The organism is Winogradskya humida, from assembly GCF_016862215.1.
GTDB classification, from domain to species: domain Bacteria; phylum Actinomycetota; class Actinomycetes; order Mycobacteriales; family Micromonosporaceae; genus Actinoplanes; species Actinoplanes humidus.
This window is the reverse complement of sequence record NZ_BOMN01000098.1, coordinates 1-18,571: the sequence shown is the minus strand read 5'-3', so window position 1 is coordinate 18,571 and position 18,571 is coordinate 1. Positions and strand designations below refer to the sequence as shown.

Annotated in this window: 12 protein-coding genes and 1 pseudogene; 5 read left to right on the top strand and 8 right to left on the bottom strand. The window is 70.3% G+C overall.

Annotation, left to right across the window (positions count from 1 at the left end):
* The first annotated feature begins 27 nt into the window (after window positions 1–27).
* A complete protein-coding gene (locus Ahu01nite_RS34220) occupies window positions 28–1,809 on the top strand; it encodes a glycoside hydrolase family 6 protein (protein WP_203840858.1) in 1,782 nt (593 codons plus the stop codon).
* 85 nt (window positions 1,810–1,894) lie between these two features.
* Window positions 1,895–2,296, top strand: coding sequence for an NUDIX hydrolase (locus Ahu01nite_RS34215; RefSeq protein WP_203840857.1), 402 nt, complete (start codon window positions 1,895–1,897; stop codon window positions 2,294–2,296).
* A gap of 48 nt (window positions 2,297–2,344) precedes the next feature.
* On the opposite strand, the gene recD is transcribed toward Ahu01nite_RS34215, so the two are convergent.
* From recD to recC, 3 genes are read right to left on the bottom strand one after another with little or no spacing between them, the layout of a single operon-like run.
* Window positions 2,345–4,078: an exodeoxyribonuclease V subunit alpha gene (gene recD / locus Ahu01nite_RS34210; protein WP_203840856.1), complete on the bottom strand. Its 1,734-nt coding sequence runs from the start codon at window positions 4,076–4,078 to the stop codon at window positions 2,345–2,347.
* Entirely contained in the window at window positions 4,075–7,317 is a 3,243-nt protein-coding gene (locus Ahu01nite_RS34205; RefSeq protein WP_203840855.1) for a UvrD-helicase domain-containing protein, read from the bottom strand. Before Ahu01nite_RS34205 ends, recD begins: the two co-directional genes overlap by 4 nt.
* The gene (gene recC, locus Ahu01nite_RS34200) at window positions 7,314–10,874 is read right to left on the bottom strand and encodes an exodeoxyribonuclease V subunit gamma (RefSeq protein WP_203840854.1); all 3,561 of its coding nucleotides are present in this window, start codon (window positions 10,872–10,874) and stop codon (window positions 7,314–7,316) included. The genes Ahu01nite_RS34205 and recC overlap by 4 nt, the downstream gene beginning before the upstream one ends.
* A gap of 73 nt (window positions 10,875–10,947) precedes the next feature.
* Between recC and Ahu01nite_RS34195 the strand changes: the two genes are divergently transcribed.
* The gene (locus Ahu01nite_RS34195; RefSeq protein WP_203840853.1) at window positions 10,948–11,823 is read left to right on the top strand and encodes an ATP-grasp domain-containing protein; all 876 of its coding nucleotides are present in this window, start codon (window positions 10,948–10,950) and stop codon (window positions 11,821–11,823) included.
* Here Ahu01nite_RS34195 and Ahu01nite_RS34190 read toward each other — a convergent pair.
* Entirely contained in the window at window positions 11,820–12,764 is a 945-nt protein-coding gene (locus tag Ahu01nite_RS34190) for an alpha/beta hydrolase (protein WP_203840852.1), read from the bottom strand. The two genes, Ahu01nite_RS34195 and Ahu01nite_RS34190, sit on opposite strands and share 4 nt — an antisense overlap.
* Before the next feature lie 99 nt (window positions 12,765–12,863).
* On the opposite strand from Ahu01nite_RS34190, the gene Ahu01nite_RS34185 reads away from it, so the two are divergent.
* The gene (locus Ahu01nite_RS34185) at window positions 12,864–13,724 is read left to right on the top strand and encodes a helix-turn-helix domain-containing protein (protein ID WP_203840851.1); all 861 of its coding nucleotides are present in this window, start codon (window positions 12,864–12,866) and stop codon (window positions 13,722–13,724) included.
* Here Ahu01nite_RS34185 and Ahu01nite_RS34180 read toward each other — a convergent pair.
* Both Ahu01nite_RS34180 and Ahu01nite_RS34175 read right to left on the bottom strand, forming a co-directional pair.
* The gene (locus Ahu01nite_RS34180) at window positions 13,703–14,365 is read right to left on the bottom strand and encodes a response regulator transcription factor (RefSeq protein WP_203840850.1); all 663 of its coding nucleotides are present in this window, start codon (window positions 14,363–14,365) and stop codon (window positions 13,703–13,705) included. The genes Ahu01nite_RS34185 and Ahu01nite_RS34180 overlap by 22 nt on opposite strands.
* The gene (locus Ahu01nite_RS34175) at window positions 14,362–15,474 is read right to left on the bottom strand and encodes a sensor histidine kinase (protein WP_203840849.1); all 1,113 of its coding nucleotides are present in this window, start codon (window positions 15,472–15,474) and stop codon (window positions 14,362–14,364) included. The genes Ahu01nite_RS34180 and Ahu01nite_RS34175 overlap by 4 nt, the downstream gene beginning before the upstream one ends.
* An 87-nt stretch (window positions 15,475–15,561) precedes the next feature.
* Here Ahu01nite_RS34175 and Ahu01nite_RS34170 point away from each other — a divergent pair, with 87 nt between their 5' ends.
* Window positions 15,562–16,980 carry a DUF1349 domain-containing protein gene (locus Ahu01nite_RS34170; protein ID WP_203840848.1) on the top strand — a complete coding sequence of 473 codons (1,419 nt, stop codon included), beginning with the start codon at window positions 15,562–15,564 and terminating at the stop codon, window positions 16,978–16,980.
* Between the two features lie 623 nt (window positions 16,981–17,603).
* On the opposite strand, the gene Ahu01nite_RS34165 is transcribed toward Ahu01nite_RS34170, so the two are convergent.
* Together Ahu01nite_RS34165 and Ahu01nite_RS34160 are read right to left on the bottom strand one after the other, a co-directional pair.
* On the bottom strand, window positions 17,604–18,218 hold the full coding sequence (locus Ahu01nite_RS34165) for a hypothetical protein (protein WP_203840847.1): 615 nt from the start codon (window positions 18,216–18,218) through the stop codon (window positions 17,604–17,606).
* Between the two features lie 137 nt (window positions 18,219–18,355).
* A pseudogene (locus Ahu01nite_RS34160) lies at window positions 18,356–18,571 on the bottom strand (hypothetical protein); the annotation flags it as partial.

The window sequence follows — 18,571 nt, the reverse complement described above, 5'->3', positions numbered from 1 at the left end:
CCCCCGTCCTCCGAGGAGCAATCTGCGATGACTCCCCCTCCCTCTCGATCACCCCGGCGCACCCTCACCCGGGCGCTCACCGTGGCCGCGGCCGTGACGCTGGTCTCCGGACTCGGCGTGGTGGCCGCCACCCAGGCGAGTGCCGCCGCCGGCTGCCGGGTCGCCTACTCCGCCAACACGTGGAGCACCGGCTTCACCGGCAACGTGACGGTCACCAACCTGGGTGACCCGATCACCAACGGCTGGACGGTCGCCTGGGCCTTCGCCGGCAACCAGACCGTCACCCAGGGCTGGAACGCCACCATCACCCAGAGCGCGAAGAACGTGACCGCGGTGAGCCCGACCTACGCGAACTCGCTGGCCACCAACGCGTCCGCGACCTTCGGCTTCAACGCGAACTACTCGGGGACGAACACGAACCCGACGGCGTTCACGCTCAACGGCGTGGCCTGCACGGGCAGCACCGGCACGACGCCACCGACGTCGTCCGCGACGCCGTCCTCGCCGCCGACCAGCCCGTCCACGCCGCCGACCACGACCCCGCCGCCGGCCGGTGCCAAGGTCGACAACCCGTACGCGGGTGTGCAGGGCTACAAGAACCCGGAATGGCAGGCCAAGGCGAACGCCGAGGCCGGAGGCAGCCGCGTCTCCAACAACCCGACCGCGGTCTGGCTCGACCGGATCGCCGCGATCGAAGGCACCGACGGCAGCAGCTCCAACGGCTCGATGGGCGTCCGTGACCACCTGGACGCGGCCCTCGCCCAGGGCGCCGGCTACATCCAGTTCGTCATCTACAACCTGCCCGGCCGCGACTGCGCGGCGCTCGCCTCCAACGGTGAGCTCGGCCCGAACGACCTGCCCCGCTACAAGAGCGAGTACATCGACCCGATCGCCGCGATCCAGGCCGACCCGAAGTACGCCGCCCTGCGGATCATCAACATCGTCGAGATCGACTCGCTGCCCAACCTCGTGACGAACACCTCCGGCAACGCCGGCGGCACCGCGGCCTGCGACACCATGAAGGCCAACGGCGGATACGTCCAGGGCGTCGGGTACGCGCTCAACAAGCTCGGCGCGATCGGCAACGTCTACAACTACGTCGACGCCGCGCACCACGGCTGGATCGGCTGGGACAGCAACTTCCTCCCGACCGCGAACATTCTGCTCCAGGCGGCCCAGGCCTCCGGCAGCGTCAACAACGTGACCGGCTTCATCGTCAACACGGCGAACTACTCCGCGCTCAAGGAGCAGTGGTTCGGCATCGGCACCTCGGTCAACGGCACCTCGGTACGCCAGTCGACCTGGGTGGACTGGAACCAGTACGTCGACGAGCTCACGTTCGCGCAGTCCTTCCGCAACCAGCTCGTCGCGGTCGGCTTCAACTCGAGCATCGGCATGCTGATCGACACCAGCCGCAACGGCTGGGGCGGCTCGGCCCGCCCGACGGCGGCCAGCACCTCGACCGACGTCAACACGTTCGTCAACCAGTCCCGCATCGACCGCCGCATCCACGCCGGCAACTGGTGCAACCAGTCCGGCGCCGGCCTCGGCGAGCGCCCCCGGGCCAACCCGGAGACCGGCATCGACGCCTACGTCTGGGTCAAGCCCCCGGGCGAGTCGGACGGCTCGAGCTCCCTCATCCCGAACGACGAGGGCAAGGGCTTCGACCGGATGTGCGACCCGACCTACACCGGCAACGCCCGCAACGGCAACAGCCTCAGCGGAGCACTCCCCAACGCCCCGATCTCGGGTGCCTGGTTCTCAGCACAGTTCCAGCAGCTGATGGCCAACGCGTACCCGGCGCTGTAGAGCATTTCCGACCTGACCCTCTCCCACAGCCCGCGGACCGCCGTCACCCGGCGGTCCGCGGGTCTTTGCCCCTAAGATCCATCCGGTGCCCACGCTGCGAATCGTCGCCTCCGTCATCCGCGATCCCGAGGGGCGCTGGCTGCTCGTGCGCAAGCGCGGGACAACCATCTTCATGCAGCCGGGCGGGAAGCTCGAGCCGGGAGAATCACCCGATCAAGCTCTGGTACGCGAGCTGCACGAGGAACTCGGGATGCGCGTCGGGGTGGAAGCGCTCGGGCATGTCGGGCGGTTCATGGCACCCGCCGCCAACGAGGCCGGGTTCGACATCGACGTGGACGTCTACACCGCGCCCTACCCAGGCCCGGTCACGCCGCTCGCCGAGATCGAGGAGGCCCGGTGGCTCGACCCACGGACGCCTGGTGACGTCGTGCTCGCCCCGCTGATCGTCGACCGGCTCCTGCCACTGCTGCTCGCCGGGCGGCTCTGACGGCGTTTACGTGCTCTCTGACGGCGTTTACGTGCTCTCTGACGGCTTTTACGTGCCGAGGAGGGAGCGGAGGCCGCTGGCGCGGGCGATCGGGCGGGTGATCGCCGCGCGGATCGCTTCCGCGGTGCCGAGGATGCGCAGGTGGGTCTTCGCCCTGGTGGCCGCGGTGTAGAGGAGTTCGCGGGTCAGGAGCGGGGAGTCGGGTGGCGGGAGGATCAGGGTGACCCGGCCGAACTGGCTGCCCTGGCTGCGGTGGACGGTCAGGGCGTAGAGGGTCTGTGCCTCGAGGAGGCGGGTCGGGGGGATCAGGACCGGCGTTCCCCCACGGGCGAAAGCCGCTCGCAGCCCGGCCGGAGTCTGGACGATGACGCCGGTGTCGCCGTTGTAGAGGCCCGCGTCGTAGTCGTTGGCCGTGATGAGCAGCGGCTGGCCCGGGTACCAGTCGGAGCCTGACGGGTTGGCTTCCCGCCAGCGGGCGACCTCCGCGCTCCAGCGGGTCACGCCGTGCGGCCCGCGGCGGTGGGCGCACAGGAGGCGGTGGGTGTCGAGGCGGTCGAGCGCGGTCGCGGCGTCGCCTTCCAGCGCTGCCTCGGTCACCTCGTCGAGTGCGGCTGTGACGTCCGCGCGGAGGCCGTCGGTCGCGCCGTCCTCGATCAGCTCGACTTCTCCGTGCCCACTTTCCTTGGCGTCGGCGTTTCGGTGCAGCACTTCGAGGGCTGCGCCGGGGTCGCCTGCGCGGATGGCTCTGGCCAGGGCGGCGATGCTGCCCTGGAAGCGCCAGGTGTGGTCGAGGGTGACGACGCCGTTGGTGACGGGCCGGCCGAGGATCTCGCTGCGGTGGCCCTCGGCGCGGACGATGTCGCCCAGGACCGCTCCGGCTTCCACCGAGGCGAGCTGGTCGGGGTCGCCGACCAGGATGAGGCGGGCGGTGGGGCGTACGGCGTCCAGCAGTCTTGCCATCAGGGTGAGCGACACCATGGAGGTCTCGTCGACGACGACGACGTCGTAGGGGAGGCGGTTGGTGCGGTCGTGGCGGAAGCGGGTGCGGGAGCCCGGGCGGCGTCCGAGCAGGCGGTGGATGGTCGACGCGTGCAGGTCGCCGAGGTGTGGCAGGTCGCAGGCCCGGACTGCCTCCTCCAGACGGGCGGCGGCCTTGCCGGTGGGGGCGGCCAGGGCGATGCGGGGTGGGTCGCCGGGCTGGTGGTGCAGGGCGGCCAGGATGCGCGCGATTGTGGTTGTCTTGCCGGTGCCCGGGCCGCCGGCGAGCACTGTCGTCCAGCGATGGACGGCAACCGCGGCGGCGAGACGCTGGCATTCGCTGTCCGCGCCGGGGAACAGCGCGTCGAGGTCGGTGTTCAAACGTGCAGAATCGAACAGCGGGGTGGACCGGGCGCGTTGTTCGAGATGGTGCCGGACCAGCTCCTCCTGGCGCCAGTAACGGTCAAGATAGAGCAGTTCGCGGACGAGACGCAGCGGGCCGCCGGGGGCGACCAGGGGACTGCGCGCGCAGGTCCGCACCCACTCGGCCGGCGCCGGCCAGGGCAGGTCGCCCGTGACGACGTCCTCGTCACCGGTCGCGGTGCCGGCGACCGTCGTCAGATCGACACAGACCGAGCCCAGCCGCAGTGCGCGTACGGTCAGTGCGAACGCGAGCAGAACCGTCTCATCGCTCTCGCCGCCCAGCGCGGAGACGCGACGGGCGGTGTGCACATCGGCGAGGGCCAGGACACCGGCGGTGTTGAAGACCTGCAATAGGCCGGTGGCGCGCAGGGCGAGGGTCATAGCAGGTCCGACAGTTCCTCGATGAGGGCGGCGGGCGGCCGCCAGCTGAAAACGCCCTGCCCGGACGGGGTTGCGGGGCCGTTCATGCCGCGCAGGAACAGGTACAGCACCCCGCCGAGGTGGGTCCGCGGGTCGTAGCCGGGCTGACGCCAGCGCAGATAACGGTGCAGGGCAACGGCATAGAGCAGAGCCTGCAGCGGATAGTGCGCCGCGATCATCGCCTCCGCGAGTGCCGCAGACCGATATGCGTACGCCGTGAGCGGCACCGCTCCCAGCCAGTTCGACTTGTAGTCGACGACGAGGTACCGGGGCCCGGGCAGGCGTAGCACGGCGTCGATGCTCCCGGTCAGGTAGCCACGCAGCCGCTGCGAACTGAGCGACGGTTCGCGCAGCTGCTGGGCGTACCCGAGGAGTGGATCGTCGGTGGGCAGATGCCGCGCGAGGCTGTCGCCGAACAGGCCGAGGGTGACCGGCGGGCCGTTGCGGGGCAGGTCGCCGCCGTCGAGGGGGAGCTCGAAGTCCAGCTCGGCCAGGCGGTCGGCGGGGGAGAAGCCGGTGAGGCTGCGATTGCCGGCGAGCGGGCCGAGCGGGGTGTGCAGGCTGGGGAGCATCGCTTGCGCGAGTGTGTCCGGATCGAGGGTGAGGGCTGTCGCGGCGATGAGCGGTTGTGCGCGTTCCAGCAGGGCGGCGTGCAGGTCGGGGGCCGTGAAGTCGAGGTCCTCGAGCAGAGCGTGCAGCAGAGTGCCGAACGCCGCCCCCTTCGGCAGACCACCCATCGGCGCATCACCACCGTCCGCCTCCCCTTCGGCGAAAGCATCCAGCTCATCCTCGATGCCGACGTCGGGCTCGCTGCGGACACCGGGCGCCTCCTGCGAGGCCGCGGTGGCTTGGGCGTGGTGGGCGGCGGTGAGGCGGGAATAGGAGGTCCGGCGCCAGCCGAGGTCGAGGTGGCGGTGGAACCGGGCGGCGGAGAGTGATGGCGGGTCTGCCGGTGTGCCGTGGAAGGGGGATGGCGGGGAGGTGGTGATCTGCTCGACCGTCAGGTTGAGGTGGTGGAGATGGTCCAGTGCGGCGGCGTCGGTGGGGACCGGGTATTCGGGGAGGGGGTTCTCACCGGGACCGGGACGGCCGAACAGGAAACGGTGCAGGGCCGAGGCGGTGGTGTTCAGGGTCGGCGCCCACCACGCGACGACCTGGTTCGCGGCCCGGGTCAGCGCGACGTAGAGCAGGCGCAGGTCCTCGCCCGCTTCCTCGGCCAGATGCCGGCGCAGACTCGCCGTGAACGCGGGGCCGCTGGGCCCGCCGACGTCGAGGACCCGGGCGCCGGTGTCGTCGTGCAGGTGCAGCAGGTCCGGCTTGCCCAGGTGCCTGTCCCAGCCGAACGGCAGATACACCACCGGATATTCGAGGCCTTTACTACTGTGGACGGTGAGGATCTGTACCGCGTCGTCGTCGGATTCGAGGCGGCGGCTGCGTTCCAGGCTCATGTCGTGCGGGGCCTCGTCGATGCGGCGGCGCAGCCACTCCGCGACGGCGGCCAGCCCGAGGGTGCCCTCGGTCGCCGCGGCGTGCATCGCCATGCCGATGTGGCGCAGGTCGGTGAGGTGGCGTTCGCCGGCCCGCTCCGCGAGCAGCCGGGCGGGCAGCCCCGTCGCGGTGACCGCTTCCAGCAGGGCGGCGACGCCACGCTGGTCGAGCAGCTTGGCCCACTGCCGTAGCGTCGCGCCGAGTTCGTCGAGCTCCGGTTCGGTGGCGGCGGCCAGGCGCTGAGCGGACCAGCCGATCAGGCCCGACAACGCGACGGCGGCGACCCGGGCCCGGCGATGCGGTTGTTCCAGGGCCTCCAGCAGTGCCAGCCAGTCGCGGGCCGCGGGGGTGCCGAAGACGCTGGTCGCCCCGGCCAGGACGGCGGGGACCCCGAGTGCGGTCAGGGCGTCGTGGACCTGGGTGCTCTGCCGGTGGGTGCGCACCAGGACCGCTACGTCGCCGGGGACCAGTCCGGGGCGGCTCGCGATGTCGGCGGCCAGGTCGGCGGCGACCGCGTCCCGGGCGTCCGCGGCGGGGATCAGCCCGGGTTTGTTCAGCGTGAATCCGGTGCGGGCAAGGACGCGCAGGCGGAACGGCGTCATGGCCCGGTGCCTGGCGGGGGTTGCGGCGCGGACCGGGCGCACGGTGATGCGGCTGTCGCCGAGCGCGGCGTGCCCGAAGACGGTCTCGAAGGCGGACAGGACCTGCTCGTCACTGCGCCAGTTCGTGGCCAGAGTGGCGTGCGCGGGCGCGGCACCGGCGGCGGTCAGGTAGCTCACCACATCCGCGCCGCGGAACGCGTAGATCGCCTGCTTGGGGTCGCCGATCAGGACCAGCGTCGTGTGGCCGTGGAACGCGGTGCTGACGATCGTCCACTGTACCGGGTCGGTGTCCTGGAACTCGTCGATGAGCACCACCGGGTACCGCTCGCGCAACCGCGTGCACGCCGCCTGACCCCGCGCCGGGTCGGCGAGTGCGGCCTGCAGCCCGGTGAGCATGTCGTCGTAGCAGTACAGCCGTCGGCTCGCTTTCCGTCGCTCTACTTCGGACCTCACGGCGCACGCGAACCGGTAGCGCACCCCCGCAACGGAATCCGGTGGCGCTGTCGCAGGTTCGAGCCGCGCCTGGCTGTCCGCGACCGCCTGGCGTGCGATGGCGAGCGCGATCTCGCGGCCGAAATGCGGGACGGGTGCGCCGCTTCGCGCGTACTTGCGGATGTAGAGGTCGTCGACCACCTCCGCGACCAGATCGTCGAGGTCCTCCACGAACGTCGCGTCCGGGTCGCTGCCGGCCGTGATGCCGAGCCCGGCCAGCACCTGGTGGCAGAACTGGTGCGTGGTGGCGATCGTTGCCGCGTCGAAGTCCGCCACCGCCGCCGCGAGCCGCTGCCTGCGGGCGGCCACCTCCCCGGGGCCTGCCGTCGCCAGCAGGGCAAGGACCACATCGTCACCCGCGCGGGCAGCTGCCGGGTCTGCGAGCCCTCGCTCAGCACTGACAAGTCTCTCCCGTACGCGCTGACGCAGCTCCGCCGTGGCCGCGCGCCCGAACGTCACGAGCAGCAACTCCCGCAGCCCCGCCCGCCCCTCGGCGACATAGCGGGCCGCCAGCGCCGCGATCGTGAACGTCTTCCCGGTGCCGGCGCTGGCCTCGAGGACCGTGGTGCCGGTCGGCAGCGGCCCGCACACGTCGAACGCGGGAATCGTGGTCGTCACGGGACGTCCAGGACTTCGGCGTCGTGCAGCGGGCGCCAGAGTTGCAGCGCCAGGCCGCCGAAGAGAGTCGGTTCCGGACCGGTGGACGCCGTCGCTGTCAGGCGATCCAGCGGGGCACCGGGACCCCAGACCAGGGTGTGCGCCGGGTCGTCCGACTCGCCACCGCCACCGAAGCGGGTCCACGCATCCCGGGCTTTGCCGACTGCGACCTCCGGTGGTCGACCGGCAAGGCGGCTTTGCGCGTACGCATGGGAGGTCCTTGTCGCCATGGGTGCCGGCTCTCCCTGCTCAGCCCATGCGGTGAGCGTGGTCAGCGTCCGCAGCGCCGTGTCCGCGTCGATCGGGCCGAGCGTGGAACGGCTTGCCCCGCCGCGCATGCCGCGCCCGATGGTGACCGCCCGCCACGGGACGCCGGGGCGGGTGGCGGACAGGGCCAGGAGGTTGAGCCACGCGCGGATCCGGTATTTGGGGCCGAGTTTGGCGTACGTGACCGTCACGGTGGTGTGGTCGTGGACGTTGGTGACGGTGCCCGTGATGCGGCGGCCGCCGGGGAGGGGGAGCTCGACGTCGAGGGCTTCGGGCGTACCGATCAGATGGGCCTGGGCAGCATCGGAGAGTGGGCGGACGTCCGTGGCTATCTCGTCCAGCAGCCGCTTGCCCAGCGGGCCAGGAGGGACGGCTCCGCGCCGCCATTCGGCTTGGACACAGCGTTCCAGGTCTGCACCGTCGAGCAGGGCGCGCAGCATCCGGTCACCGACTGCCCATTTGCTCAGCGCGTCCAGCTCGAGGGGGAGCGCGTCGTCCGGCTCGTCCTCGCCGGTGGTGAACCCGAGCCCGAGGTTCCGGCGCAGAAACGCGCGCACGGGATGGTCGAGGAAAGCGCGCAGATCGTCCAGGGCGACTGTCTCGCTGTGGCCGCTGTGGCCGCTGTGGCCGCTGTGGCCGTTGCGGGGCAGCGGGCCGGTCAGGAACGGCATGGGCGCCCGGCGCTCCCCGGCCGCGGCCAGCGCGCCGGCCAGCGCCGTCGGGTCGAAGCTGAACGGGTCACCGGTGAAGTTGCGTTGATCGAACGGTTGCAGCGGATGGCGGGTCACAACGTCCGGGCCGAGGACATCAAGCAGTTCATCCAGGGGTACGCACGGCGGGCGCGGCGCGTTCGTCCGCTCATCCGCACCCGAGTAGAGCATGACAAGAGTGTCAGTGGCTGCCATGACCGCGTCGAGCAGAAGCTGCCGGTCCTCACCGCGTGGGTCGCGCTCACCCACGCAGGGGTCACGGGCCAGCACGTCGTCGCCGTCGACGCCGGCCTGCCTCGGGAAAGCGCCGTCGTCGAGGCCGAGCACGCAGACGACCCGGTGCGGCACCGAGCGCATCGGGACCATGGTGCACATCGTCAGATCGCCGGTGCGGAAGTTTGCTCGCGTGGGCCGGCCCCGGAGGCGCTCGCTCAGAAGTGAACTGATGTCGGCGAGACCGAGTGACGGGTTTTGCGCGTTCTCGGTGAGCGCGAACAGTTCCGCGCGTACCTGGGAGCTCTGCCAGGCATCGGCATCCGACACCTCGGTGAGCGAATCGACGGCGCCCGCGAGCACTTCGCGCCATTCGTTGAGCGGTTGTTCGTCGGTCATGACTGTCAGGACGGTCTCCAGGCGGTCGACCAGCTCGGCCAACCGGCCGGCGAGATCCACATCGCTGGAGTCGACGTCGTCGAGCGGCAGGGCTGTCCCGAGCCAGGTCAGTTCTTCCTCCGACATCGCCACGCCCAGCAGGATCCGGTCGAGGCCCGCGGCCCAGGTGTTCGGGCGTACGTCAAGCTGGAAACGGGCACGGTGACCGGCGTCGAACCCCCACCGGACACCGGAGTCGACCACGAGGTCACGCATCCGGTCGAGGTCGTCGTCGTCCAGCCGGAACTTGCGGCGTACGGGGGGAAGGCTCGCGAAGTCCAGGACCTGGGCCGCCGTCACGCGCGACTCGGCCAGTTCCAGGAGGCGGGCCAGCACGGCGAACAGGGGATTGACCTGCCGGAGTGCCCGGTCCGCCAGGCGGACGCGGAGGCGGTGCGCGGGGTGCGTCGCCTGCTCGCCCAGACCGAACGAGGCCGAGATGAGCGGCGCGAACGTCTCGATGTCCGGGCACATGACGAGGATGTCGCGCGGCTCAAGCCCGGGACTACGCGACAGCAACTGCAGGATCACCTCCCGCAACACCTCCACCTGCCGATCCGGCCCATGACAGGCATGCACCTGAACACTGAAATCGGCCGGTCCCTGCGGTGCCGGTCCCTGCGGTGCCGGTCCCTGCGGTGCCGGTCCCTGCGACATCGGTCCCTGCGGCGCCGGTCCCTGCGACATCGGTTCTTGCCGCGCCGGTCCCTGCGGTATCGGTTCTTGCCGCGTTGGTCCTTGGGTCGCCGGTTCCTGCTGTGCCGGTCGCTGTGACGGTGGTTCTTGCGGCGAGGGTTCTTGCGATGGGGGTCTCTGCGACGCCGGTGTTTGTCCGGGCGGGAGGTCGTTGGCGATTGCGTGCTGGAGGCGGCCGAGGGCGGTGTTCGGGTAGGCGGGGCCGGGGTGGTGGGTGTCGTGGGGTGGGGCGGTGAGGGTGAGTTGGAGTTCTCGGGCGTCGCGGCCCAGTGAGGCGAGCAGCGGGTTGCGGGGGAGGTCCTTGGTGGGGTCGTCCAGGCGGGTGCGGGGTTTTGAGTAGGGGCGGAGGCGGTCCCAGAGGGCGGGGGAGGGATGGGGGAGCCAGAGGTGGACGTCGTGGTGTTCGGCCAGGGCGGTCAGGAGCGTTGCGTGTGCGGAGGGGAGGCGGGTCAGCCCGAAAATGGACAACCGGGGTGGCATCGACGCTGCTTGCGGGGCGTGGCGCAGGGCTTCGCAGATGTCGGTGAGGCGTTCGGCCGGGCTCGGGGTGTGGAGGTGGGCTCGCAGGTCGCGCCAGAGGGCTGCCTGCCAGCGCAGGTCGTCGGGGAGGGCTTTGCCGATGCCGTCGACGTCGTCGCCGGCTGTCCAGGCGGTGACCATGTCCGGGCGGTGCAGGTTGTACGAGTCGAACAGTGTGGCCAGGTGGCGGGCTGTCGCGTAGCGGCGGCCGTCCGTCGCCAGGTAGGCGGCCAGGGCGTCGCACCACGGCTGACGAACTGAGCGGTCGATCGCGTCGAGGACGTGCCACACCAGTCGGTCGGGATGCCAGGGGTCGGGTGCTGCGTCCAGGGCCGCCCGGGCGCCGGGATCGGTGATCGAGTCGATCAGTGCGGCCACCGACGGGAACTGCACATTCGCGCAGATCCCGTCTCCACGACCAGCCGTCTCATGGTCGGCCTTCTCGTGTCCGGCCTTCTCGTGGCCGGCCGGGTTGTGGGCGACCACCTTGGGGCGGGACGTTGCGGGGGCTGTGCCGAGGTGGTGGGAGAGGCGTTGGGTTAGCCAGCGTTCTACGCCGCGGGAGGGGACGCTGATGATTTCTGGGGTGAAGGGGTCGGGGAGTGGTGTGCGCAGGAGGGTGGCCAGGGCTTCGGCGAGGCGGTCGGCGCGTTCGGCGCGGTGGAGGCGCAGCACCTGGGTTATTTAACCGAATAATGCTCATAAAGGGCGCGGAACGGCTTGATGATCAACAGTTTAAGCTGGCCGGGTGGCTTATCTCGGACTGCTCACCACGGACAGCGTTGCCCTGCACGGTCGCGATGTGGACACCGGACCCCTGCTCGATGCGCTGCGGGGGGACGGGCTTCGGGTTGATGCGCCGGTCTGGCATGACGGGTCGGTTGACTGGAGTGCGTACGACCTGGTGGTTGTCCGGTCGCCTTGGGACTACTCGGAGCGGTTCGCGGAGTTCATGGCTTGGCTGGATCGGGCGGCGGGGTTGACGCGGATTCTCAACGCGCCCGAGCTGATCCGGTGGAACATCGACAAAAAGTACCTGCGCGATCTTGAAGGACATGGTCTGCCGTGTGTGCCCACCGTCTTCTGCGAGACGGTTGAGGAGGCGGAAGTGGCCGTGTCGCGCTCGGGGCAGGGGCGGATCGTGGTCAAGCCGTCCATTTCCGCCGGGTCGCGGGATACCGGGTTGTTCGCGGCCGGTGATCTTGAGGCGCTCACACTGGCCGGCCGGATTGTTGCCGCCGGGAAGACCGTCATGGTTCAGCCCGCGAACGAGCATGTGATCTCGTACGGCGAGAACGGGTTGTTCTTCTTGAACGGGACGTACGCGTACGCGTTCCACAAGGGGCCGATTCTGGCGCCCGGCGGGGAATATGTGGGCGGGGAGTACGGGCCGGCGATCACCGCCGCGGAGGCCAGCCCGGCGGAGATCGCTTTGGGTGAACGGGCACTTGAGGCCGTACGGAAAACGGGATTTGATCTTCCGCTTTATGCCCGGATCGACATCGCAGCCGGGACGGAAGTGATCGAGGTCGAGGTGTTTGAGCCTGCGTATCAGAGCGACACCGTTCCCGAAGCGGTCGGCCTCGTCGCCGGGGCCATCCGCGATCGGATCCGGAGCCTTTAGAGCGCGGCCACCGGCTCGGCGTCCTGACGCAGCGCGGCGAAGAACGGGACCAGCTTGGCGACGGCCTGAGTGACGTGCTCGTCCTTGTCGTAGAGCGAGATGTGCGTGGCGCCGTCGATGACGAAGAGTTCCTTGGGTTCGGCTGCCGCTGCGATCGCTTCGCGGCTGAGGTAGGCCGTGTTCGCGTCCGAGCCGATGATCATGAGGAGCGGGCGGGGTGCAATGAGGCGGATCAGGGCGTACGAGTCGTACTGGATGAGCTGATCGAGGCTGCGCACCGGCCAGGGCTGCACCGCACGGGGGTGATAACCGCGCGGCGTGCGGTAGTACTCGTAGGTTTCGGCGTCCACCGCGTCCGTGATCCATTCCTGGCGCTGGACGCCCTCACCGTGTGCTTCGGCGGTGCGGGCGGCGGCGGTGAGCTCGAGGATCGTACGCAGCGTCTCCGGGGTCTGGGTGCGGCCGAGGCCCTCGCGCATCACCGCGCCCATGTCCGTTCCGCTGACCGTGGCCACGGCCTTGATCCGCAGGTCGGTCTGGGCGGCGTACGGGACGTAGCCGCCGGAGGCACAGATGCCCAGGGCGCCGATACGGTCCGGGTCGATCTCGTCGCGGGTGGTCAGGAAGCTCACGGCTGACTTGATGTCCTCGGCGCGCTGGAACGGGTTCTCCAGGCCACGTGGCTCGCCTTCGCTCTCGCCCTGGTAGGCCGCGTCGAAGACCAGGGCCGCGAAGCCCGCCCGGGCCAGGCGCTCGGCATAGATGGTCGCGGTCTGCTCCTTCACCCCGCCGCCGGGGTGGGAGACGACTACGGCGGGAAGCCGGTCGGTGGACGGCGCGTCCGGTGCTTCTAGGATTTCGGGTGCTTCGGACGCTTCGGGCAGGTAGAGGGTGCCGGCGATTGCGAGGTTGTTGCTGGGGAAGGTGACGTCGATCTTCATGGTTCGACACTCGCAGGCGTTGCGTGCTGCGATAAGGGGCCAGAATTGGCCCCCTCAACGGCGCCTGCCCCATGCTTTTCCGGTGCGAGACTTGAACCTGTGAGCAGCGAACTCGGGGACTTTCTGCGGGCCCGGCGGCGGGAGGTGAGCCCGGCGGCGGCAGGGCTGCCCGATGGCGGGCGGCGGCGGGTGGCGGGTCTGCGCCGGGAAGAGGTTGCTCTGCTCGCGTCGATCAGCCCGGACTACTACACCCGCCTTGAGCAGGGCCGTCGTCAGGCCGCCGAACCGGTGTTGAACGCTCTTGCGCGGGTGTTGCGGCTCAGCGACGACGAGCGTACGTATCTTTTCGAGCTCTCGGGCAAGGATGCCGCCCGGCCGCGGCGGCGTGCCACCCAGCGGGTTCAGCCGCAGTTGCAGCGGTTGCTCGATGACCTGACGAGCACCCCGGCCATGGTCCTCGGTCGCTGCACGGACATTCTCGGCTGGAATCCGCTGGCCGCCGCACTGTTCACCGACTTCGCACAGGTGCCGGAGAAGGAGCGCAATTTTGTCCGCTTGGTGTTCACCGACCCGGCGATCCGCGCAATGTACGTCGACTGGGACTACGTGGCACGCGCATGCGTCGCGCAGTTGCGGATGGAGGCCGCCCGCGACCCGCGCAATCCCCGCCTGACAACGCTGGTGGGCGAACTGTCCGTGCAGGACCCGGATTTCCGTCGATGGTGGAGCGACCACCGCGTCGGCGCGTCGGCCGCGGGGACCAAGACGCTGCGCCATCCGGTCGTGGGCGAGCTCGCACTCGACTGGTCCACCCTGACCGATGCCGCCGATCCCGACCAGCAACTCATCGCCCTCACCGCCGCCCCCGGCACCCCCGCCCACGACGGCCTGCGCATGCTCACCTCCTGGGCCGCGGAGTCCCCCTCGGCCGCGGGTGATCAGGAGTCGGCTATGCGGTAGCCCGCACCGGGGATCGTGATGATGACCGGTGGTGTGCCGAGCTTGCGGCGCAGGCGGCCGATCGTCACCGTCACCGTTTTGGTGAACGGGTCGGTGTGCTCGTCCCAGACCTTGTCGAGCAGGGTCTCGGTGCTGAGGAACGCCGGCCCGGAGAGAAGCAGGGCTTCCAGGACCGCGAATTCTTTGGCGGAGAGGTCGAGCTGTCTGCCGTCGCGGACCGCGGTGCGGCGTACGGGATCCAGCTCGATGCCCGCGGCCCGTAACGTTCGTGGGCGGGCCGCCGGTCTGCGCCGTGCCAGGGCCCGGACGCGCAGGACCAGTTCGGGGAAGTGGAACGGTTTTGCGAGGTAGTCGTCGGCGCCGAGGGTGAGCCCGCGGACGCGATCGCCAGGTGCTCCGGCGGCGGTCAGCATCAGCACCATCGGCCGGTCGTCGCGTTCGGTGATCATCTGGCAGAGCGTGTCGCCGTGCAGCCCGGGCAGATCGCGATCGAGCACGACCACGTCGTACCCGGTGATGTCGAGTTTTGCGGCCGCCTCCAGGCCGTCGTGGGCGAGGTCGACCGCCAGACCCTGATCCCGCAGCCCTTCCGCGACGACATCGGCCAGGGCTCGCGCATCCTCAACAACCAGGACCCTCATCGGTGTACGCCTCCAGGTGTCCATTCGTGCAAGGTCACCGTCGCCGCAAGTCCGCCCGATGCGCGAGTGTGCAACTCCAGCCGCCCGCCGTGCGCACCGGCGACAGCCGCGACGATCGACAGCCCGAGTCCCGATCCGCTGCCCGCCCCGATGCCCTCGCCGAGCCGTTGGAAGGGCTGTCCGAGCCGGGCGACCCGCGCGGGATCGAGCACCGGCCCGCCGCTCTCCACGACGATCCGGGCATGGTCGCCGGAAACGCGCACCCACCCGCCGTCCACGTTGTGCGTGACCGCATTGTCGATCAGGTTGTCCACCAACCGGCTCAGCAACGCGTGATTGCCCCACGTCCGGCCAGGGTCTCCGGTGCGCTCCACCGTCAGTCCTTTGGCCGCGATGTCCGCGCCGCGCGCCTCGACCGCCCGCTCGATCAGTGCCCCGAGCTCCACCTCCGCGGTGCCGGCCGGGTCGCCGCCGGCGGACAGGGTGCCGTGCTGGGCGCGGGCGAGCATGAGGAGGCCTTCGAGCAGGGTCTCGATCCGGTCGAGTTCGGGGCGCAACCGCTCGGCCAGGGCGACGGTCTGCGCGGCGGCCTGGGGTTTCGCCGAGGCGACGTCGAGGGTGGCGCGGATCGTGGTGAGCGGGGTACGCAGCTCGTGTGATGCGTGCGCGACGAATCTGCGCTGCGCCGCGAAGGACACCTCCAGACGTTCCAGCAGGTCGTCGATGGTGTCGGCGAGGTCTTTCACCTCGTCGGCCGGGCCGGGGACGGCGAGCCGCTCGTGCAGGTTCTCGGCGGTGATCCGGCGGGTGGCCGTGGTGATCATCGTGAGGGGCCGCAGCACGCGCCGTGCGGCTGACCAGCCCAGCAGCACCGACACCGCCGCCATCACGGCCAGCGCGATCAGGGAGCCGGCCAGCAGTTGGCGGTTCTGGGCCGCCTCGGCGCCGGCCAGTTGTTCACGGAGATCCGGTCCGGCACCGGCGGGGCGGGTGTACCTGACCGTGCCGAGGACGTTGGCCAGGGCCAGCAGCACGGTGCCCGAGACCAGGAACATGGCCGCGTACATGATCACGAGCCGTTGCCGGGCTGTCCGTCGTGGCTGATCCATGGCGTGAAGGATGCCGCATGACCGGGAACAACGCGGTAACAGCTCGCGACACCGCCCTGTCACCGCCCGGCCGGTAGGAATTTCGGCATGCGGAAAACCATCATCATCGGGTTCGCCAGTGCTGTGCTGGTCGTCATTCTCGGCGGGCTGCTCACCGCGTACACCGATATGGCCCAATGCAGTGAGGGCGAGCGGGAAGTGCCCTGCCCGGCCGCCGAACGGGTGAGCGACACGTTCGCCTTCGCGCACAAGCCGATGAGCGCGAACGGCAGCATCACCGTCCACGTCGCCGCGCTGACCGGAACGCTCACCTATCCGCCGCCCGGCCGCGACGCGATCGTGCCGGGGCTGGTGCCGTGGGCGAAGGGCGGCATCATCATCAAGGACGGAACCGGTCAGGGCAGCCCGTACGTCGCGCTCATGCGGACAGCCGAGCACGGCGTCCGGTTGCAGTACGCGTACACCCATGATCTGGCCGGGAGCCCGGATGCGACCTGGTTGCGCCTCACCCGGGCGGGTGACACCGTGATCGGTTTTGATTCTATGGACGGCCGTGAGTGGACGGAAGTTGGCCGTACGCGCATTCCCGGACTGCCCGCCACGGTCGAAACGGGCATGTTCGCAACCTCGCCCGGCTGGCTGGGACTGCGCACTGTTGCACTCGGCGGAAGCGTCGCGGAATCCGGCTTCACCCAGGCCTCCGCGACCTTCGACACCATCACCACCACGGGTACGCCCACCGCGCCCTGGACCCCCGCGATCGTCGGCGACCTCGGCCACACGGACTGGGAGAAACACCATCGACCCCCGGGCGTGACCGAGTCCGCCGGCACGGTCACCGTCACGGGCAGCGGCGACATCGGCCCCCAGGTCGACGGCGGCGCGCGCGACATCGAGGACACCCTGGCCGCCCTGGCACTCGGCCTCCTGATCGTGCTCGTGATCAGCACGCGCGCGAACACCGGCCCGATGAAACTCGCCGCGGTGGCCTTCGGCGCCGGACTGATCGCGGCGGGTGTCACCATCCCGCTCGGCGTCCGGCTGCTGCGCACGAACGGCAACACGGTCAACGCGGTGTCTGCCCTTACCGAGCTACGAGTGGTCGTCGGCGTCGGGGTGCTGTTCGCGCTGGCCGCCCTGTTCGCCCGAGCCCTCGCCGTCCGCCTCCACCGGCGCTGGCTCGCGATACTTGTCGCGATCGCCGTGGTCGTTCTGCCTTACCTGCTGGCGGCGTTCCCGCTTCTGCCGGACGTGGTTGCCGGGTGGCTTTTGCGGCTCACCCCGGCGGCGGGTTTCGCGGTCGTGGGGACGGTTCCCGAATATTCGCAGGTCGCGGCCCACTATGCGCCCTCGACCGGTTACTTCCCGCTGCCGTGGTGGGGCGGTCTGCTGGTTCTGGTGGCCTGGACGGCTGTCCTCATGATCGGCCAGGTCCGGGGGGATGCGCTTTCCCCGTGGCTGGGCGGCCGGACCGCGCGAGGCCGCTTGAGCGGCCCGGCAGAGTGAGCGGTTTGCGCAGAGCGCGCTGCGCTCAAAGAGTGAGTGGTGCTCACGGAGTGAGCGGTGCTCTCAGGGTGAGCGGTGTTCGCAGGGTGAGCGGCCCACGCAGAGTGAGCGGTGCTCGCAGGGTGAGCGGCATTCGCAGGGTGAGTGGCGTTCGCAGAGTGAGTGGCGTTCGCAGGGTGAGTGCCGCCCGCAGGGTGAGTGGCCCACGCAGGGTGAGTGGCGCTTGCAGGGTGAGTGGCGCTTGCAGGGTGAGTGGCGCTTGCAGGGTGAGTGGCCCGCGCGGAGTGAGTGGCGTTCGCAGTGTGCGTGGCCCGCGCAGGGTGAGCGGTGCTCTCAGGGTGAGCGGTGCTCTCAGGGTGAGCGGTGCTCTCAGGGTGAGCGGCGTTCGCAGAGTGAGCGGTCCGCGCAGAGTGGCCGGTGGTTGCGGATTAAGCGGCGGTCGCAGAACGAGTGGCCCGCGCAGAGTGAACGGTGCTCGCAGATTGAGCGGCCCGAGCAGAGTGAGTGGCCGGGCAGGGTGAGTGGCCGGGGTGAGTGAGTGGCCCGGCGCCCGGGGCGGCCGCCTCCGCTCCCGGGTGCCGGGTCCGCCCCGCACTGCCGGCCAATTGTGCTGAAGTGGCTGGTCAGCGCGCCCCTGAGGAGTGACGCAGGACGTCGGAGAGTTGGGCGGCGGCGCGGACGGCGGCCAGGCGGCCCTGGTGGAGGATGGTGAGGTCCTCGACGGCGCCGGCGGGTGGGGTGTGGCTGATGGCGGCGGCCAGGGCTTCGTTTTGGCGGGCCCAGGTGGTGACCGATTCGATGAGGGCTGTGGCCATGGCGGCGGGTGGGAGGTCGTGGGCTGCGTAGTACGCGAGGAGTTGCTGGCGGTGGGGCCAGTAGGACCAGACCTTGGTTTCGTCGAGCAGCTGCTCTACCGGGTCGGTGCGAAGGTAGCGCAGGGCGAGCTGGACGGAGTCGGGGCGGCCGTCGGCGATCAGGTCGTCGACCATGCGGTGCCGGGCGTGGGAGCCGGCCACCTCGTAGAAGGTGCTGCGGCAGCCGTGTGGCCGGGCCGCGGCGACGATGCTCTTCCAGGTTAGCGGGGTGCCGGGGCGGGTGACCAGGAGCTCCGCCGCCGCGCGGAAGTAGATGATTTTCGTCTGCCAGTGGTTGCGGCGCAGGGACGTGTTGCCCGAGAGCCTGAGGAGCCAGCCGGCGGTGACGGTGTGCCGCAGTTCGTGGGTGATGGTCGTGGACATCGGCTGGGGCCCCTTTTCGGGTCGGCTTGTCTCCGATGTCGAGCGTGGCTCGCACCGCCGGGACGGGGCATCACGTGTTCACGTGATCTACGTCAGTTCGCGACCATGGAGGAGCTCAGGCCCCACCATCGCGGAGCTCAGTTCGCCACCATCGCGGAACTCAGCACGTCGCAGAGCTGCGCGGCGGCACGGACGGCGGCGAGCCGGCCCTGGTGGATGACGGTGAGGTCCTCGACGGCGCAGGCCGGTGGGCTGTGGTTCACGGAAGCCGCGAGCGCCTCGTTCTGCCGGGCCCAGGCGAGCACCGACTCGGTCAGAGCCGCAGCCATCTGCTCCGACGTAAGCGACGACGA

Bases quoted from the DNA above. Each gene is read 5' to 3' on its own strand.
- Ahu01nite_RS34220 (WP_203840858.1), top strand. From the start codon at position 28: ATGACTCCCCCTCCCTCTCGATCACCCCGGCGCACCCTCACCCGGGCG.
- recD (WP_203840856.1), bottom strand. From the start codon at position 4,078: ATGACCCTCGCCCTGCGCGCCACCGGCCTATTGCAGGTCTTCAACACC.
- Ahu01nite_RS34190 (WP_203840852.1), bottom strand. From the start codon at position 12,764: ATGAAGATCGACGTCACCTTCCCCAGCAACAACCTCGCAATCGCCGGC.
- Ahu01nite_RS34180 (WP_203840850.1), bottom strand. From the start codon at position 14,365: ATGAGGGTCCTGGTTGTTGAGGATGCGCGAGCCCTGGCCGATGTCGTC.
- Ahu01nite_RS34175 (WP_203840849.1), bottom strand. From the start codon at position 15,474: ATGGATCAGCCACGACGGACAGCCCGGCAACGGCTCGTGATCATGTAC.
- Ahu01nite_RS34170 (WP_203840848.1), top strand. From the start codon at position 15,562: ATGCGGAAAACCATCATCATCGGGTTCGCCAGTGCTGTGCTGGTCGTC.
- Ahu01nite_RS34165 (WP_203840847.1), bottom strand. From the start codon at position 18,218: ATGTCCACGACCATCACCCACGAACTGCGGCACACCGTCACCGCCGGC.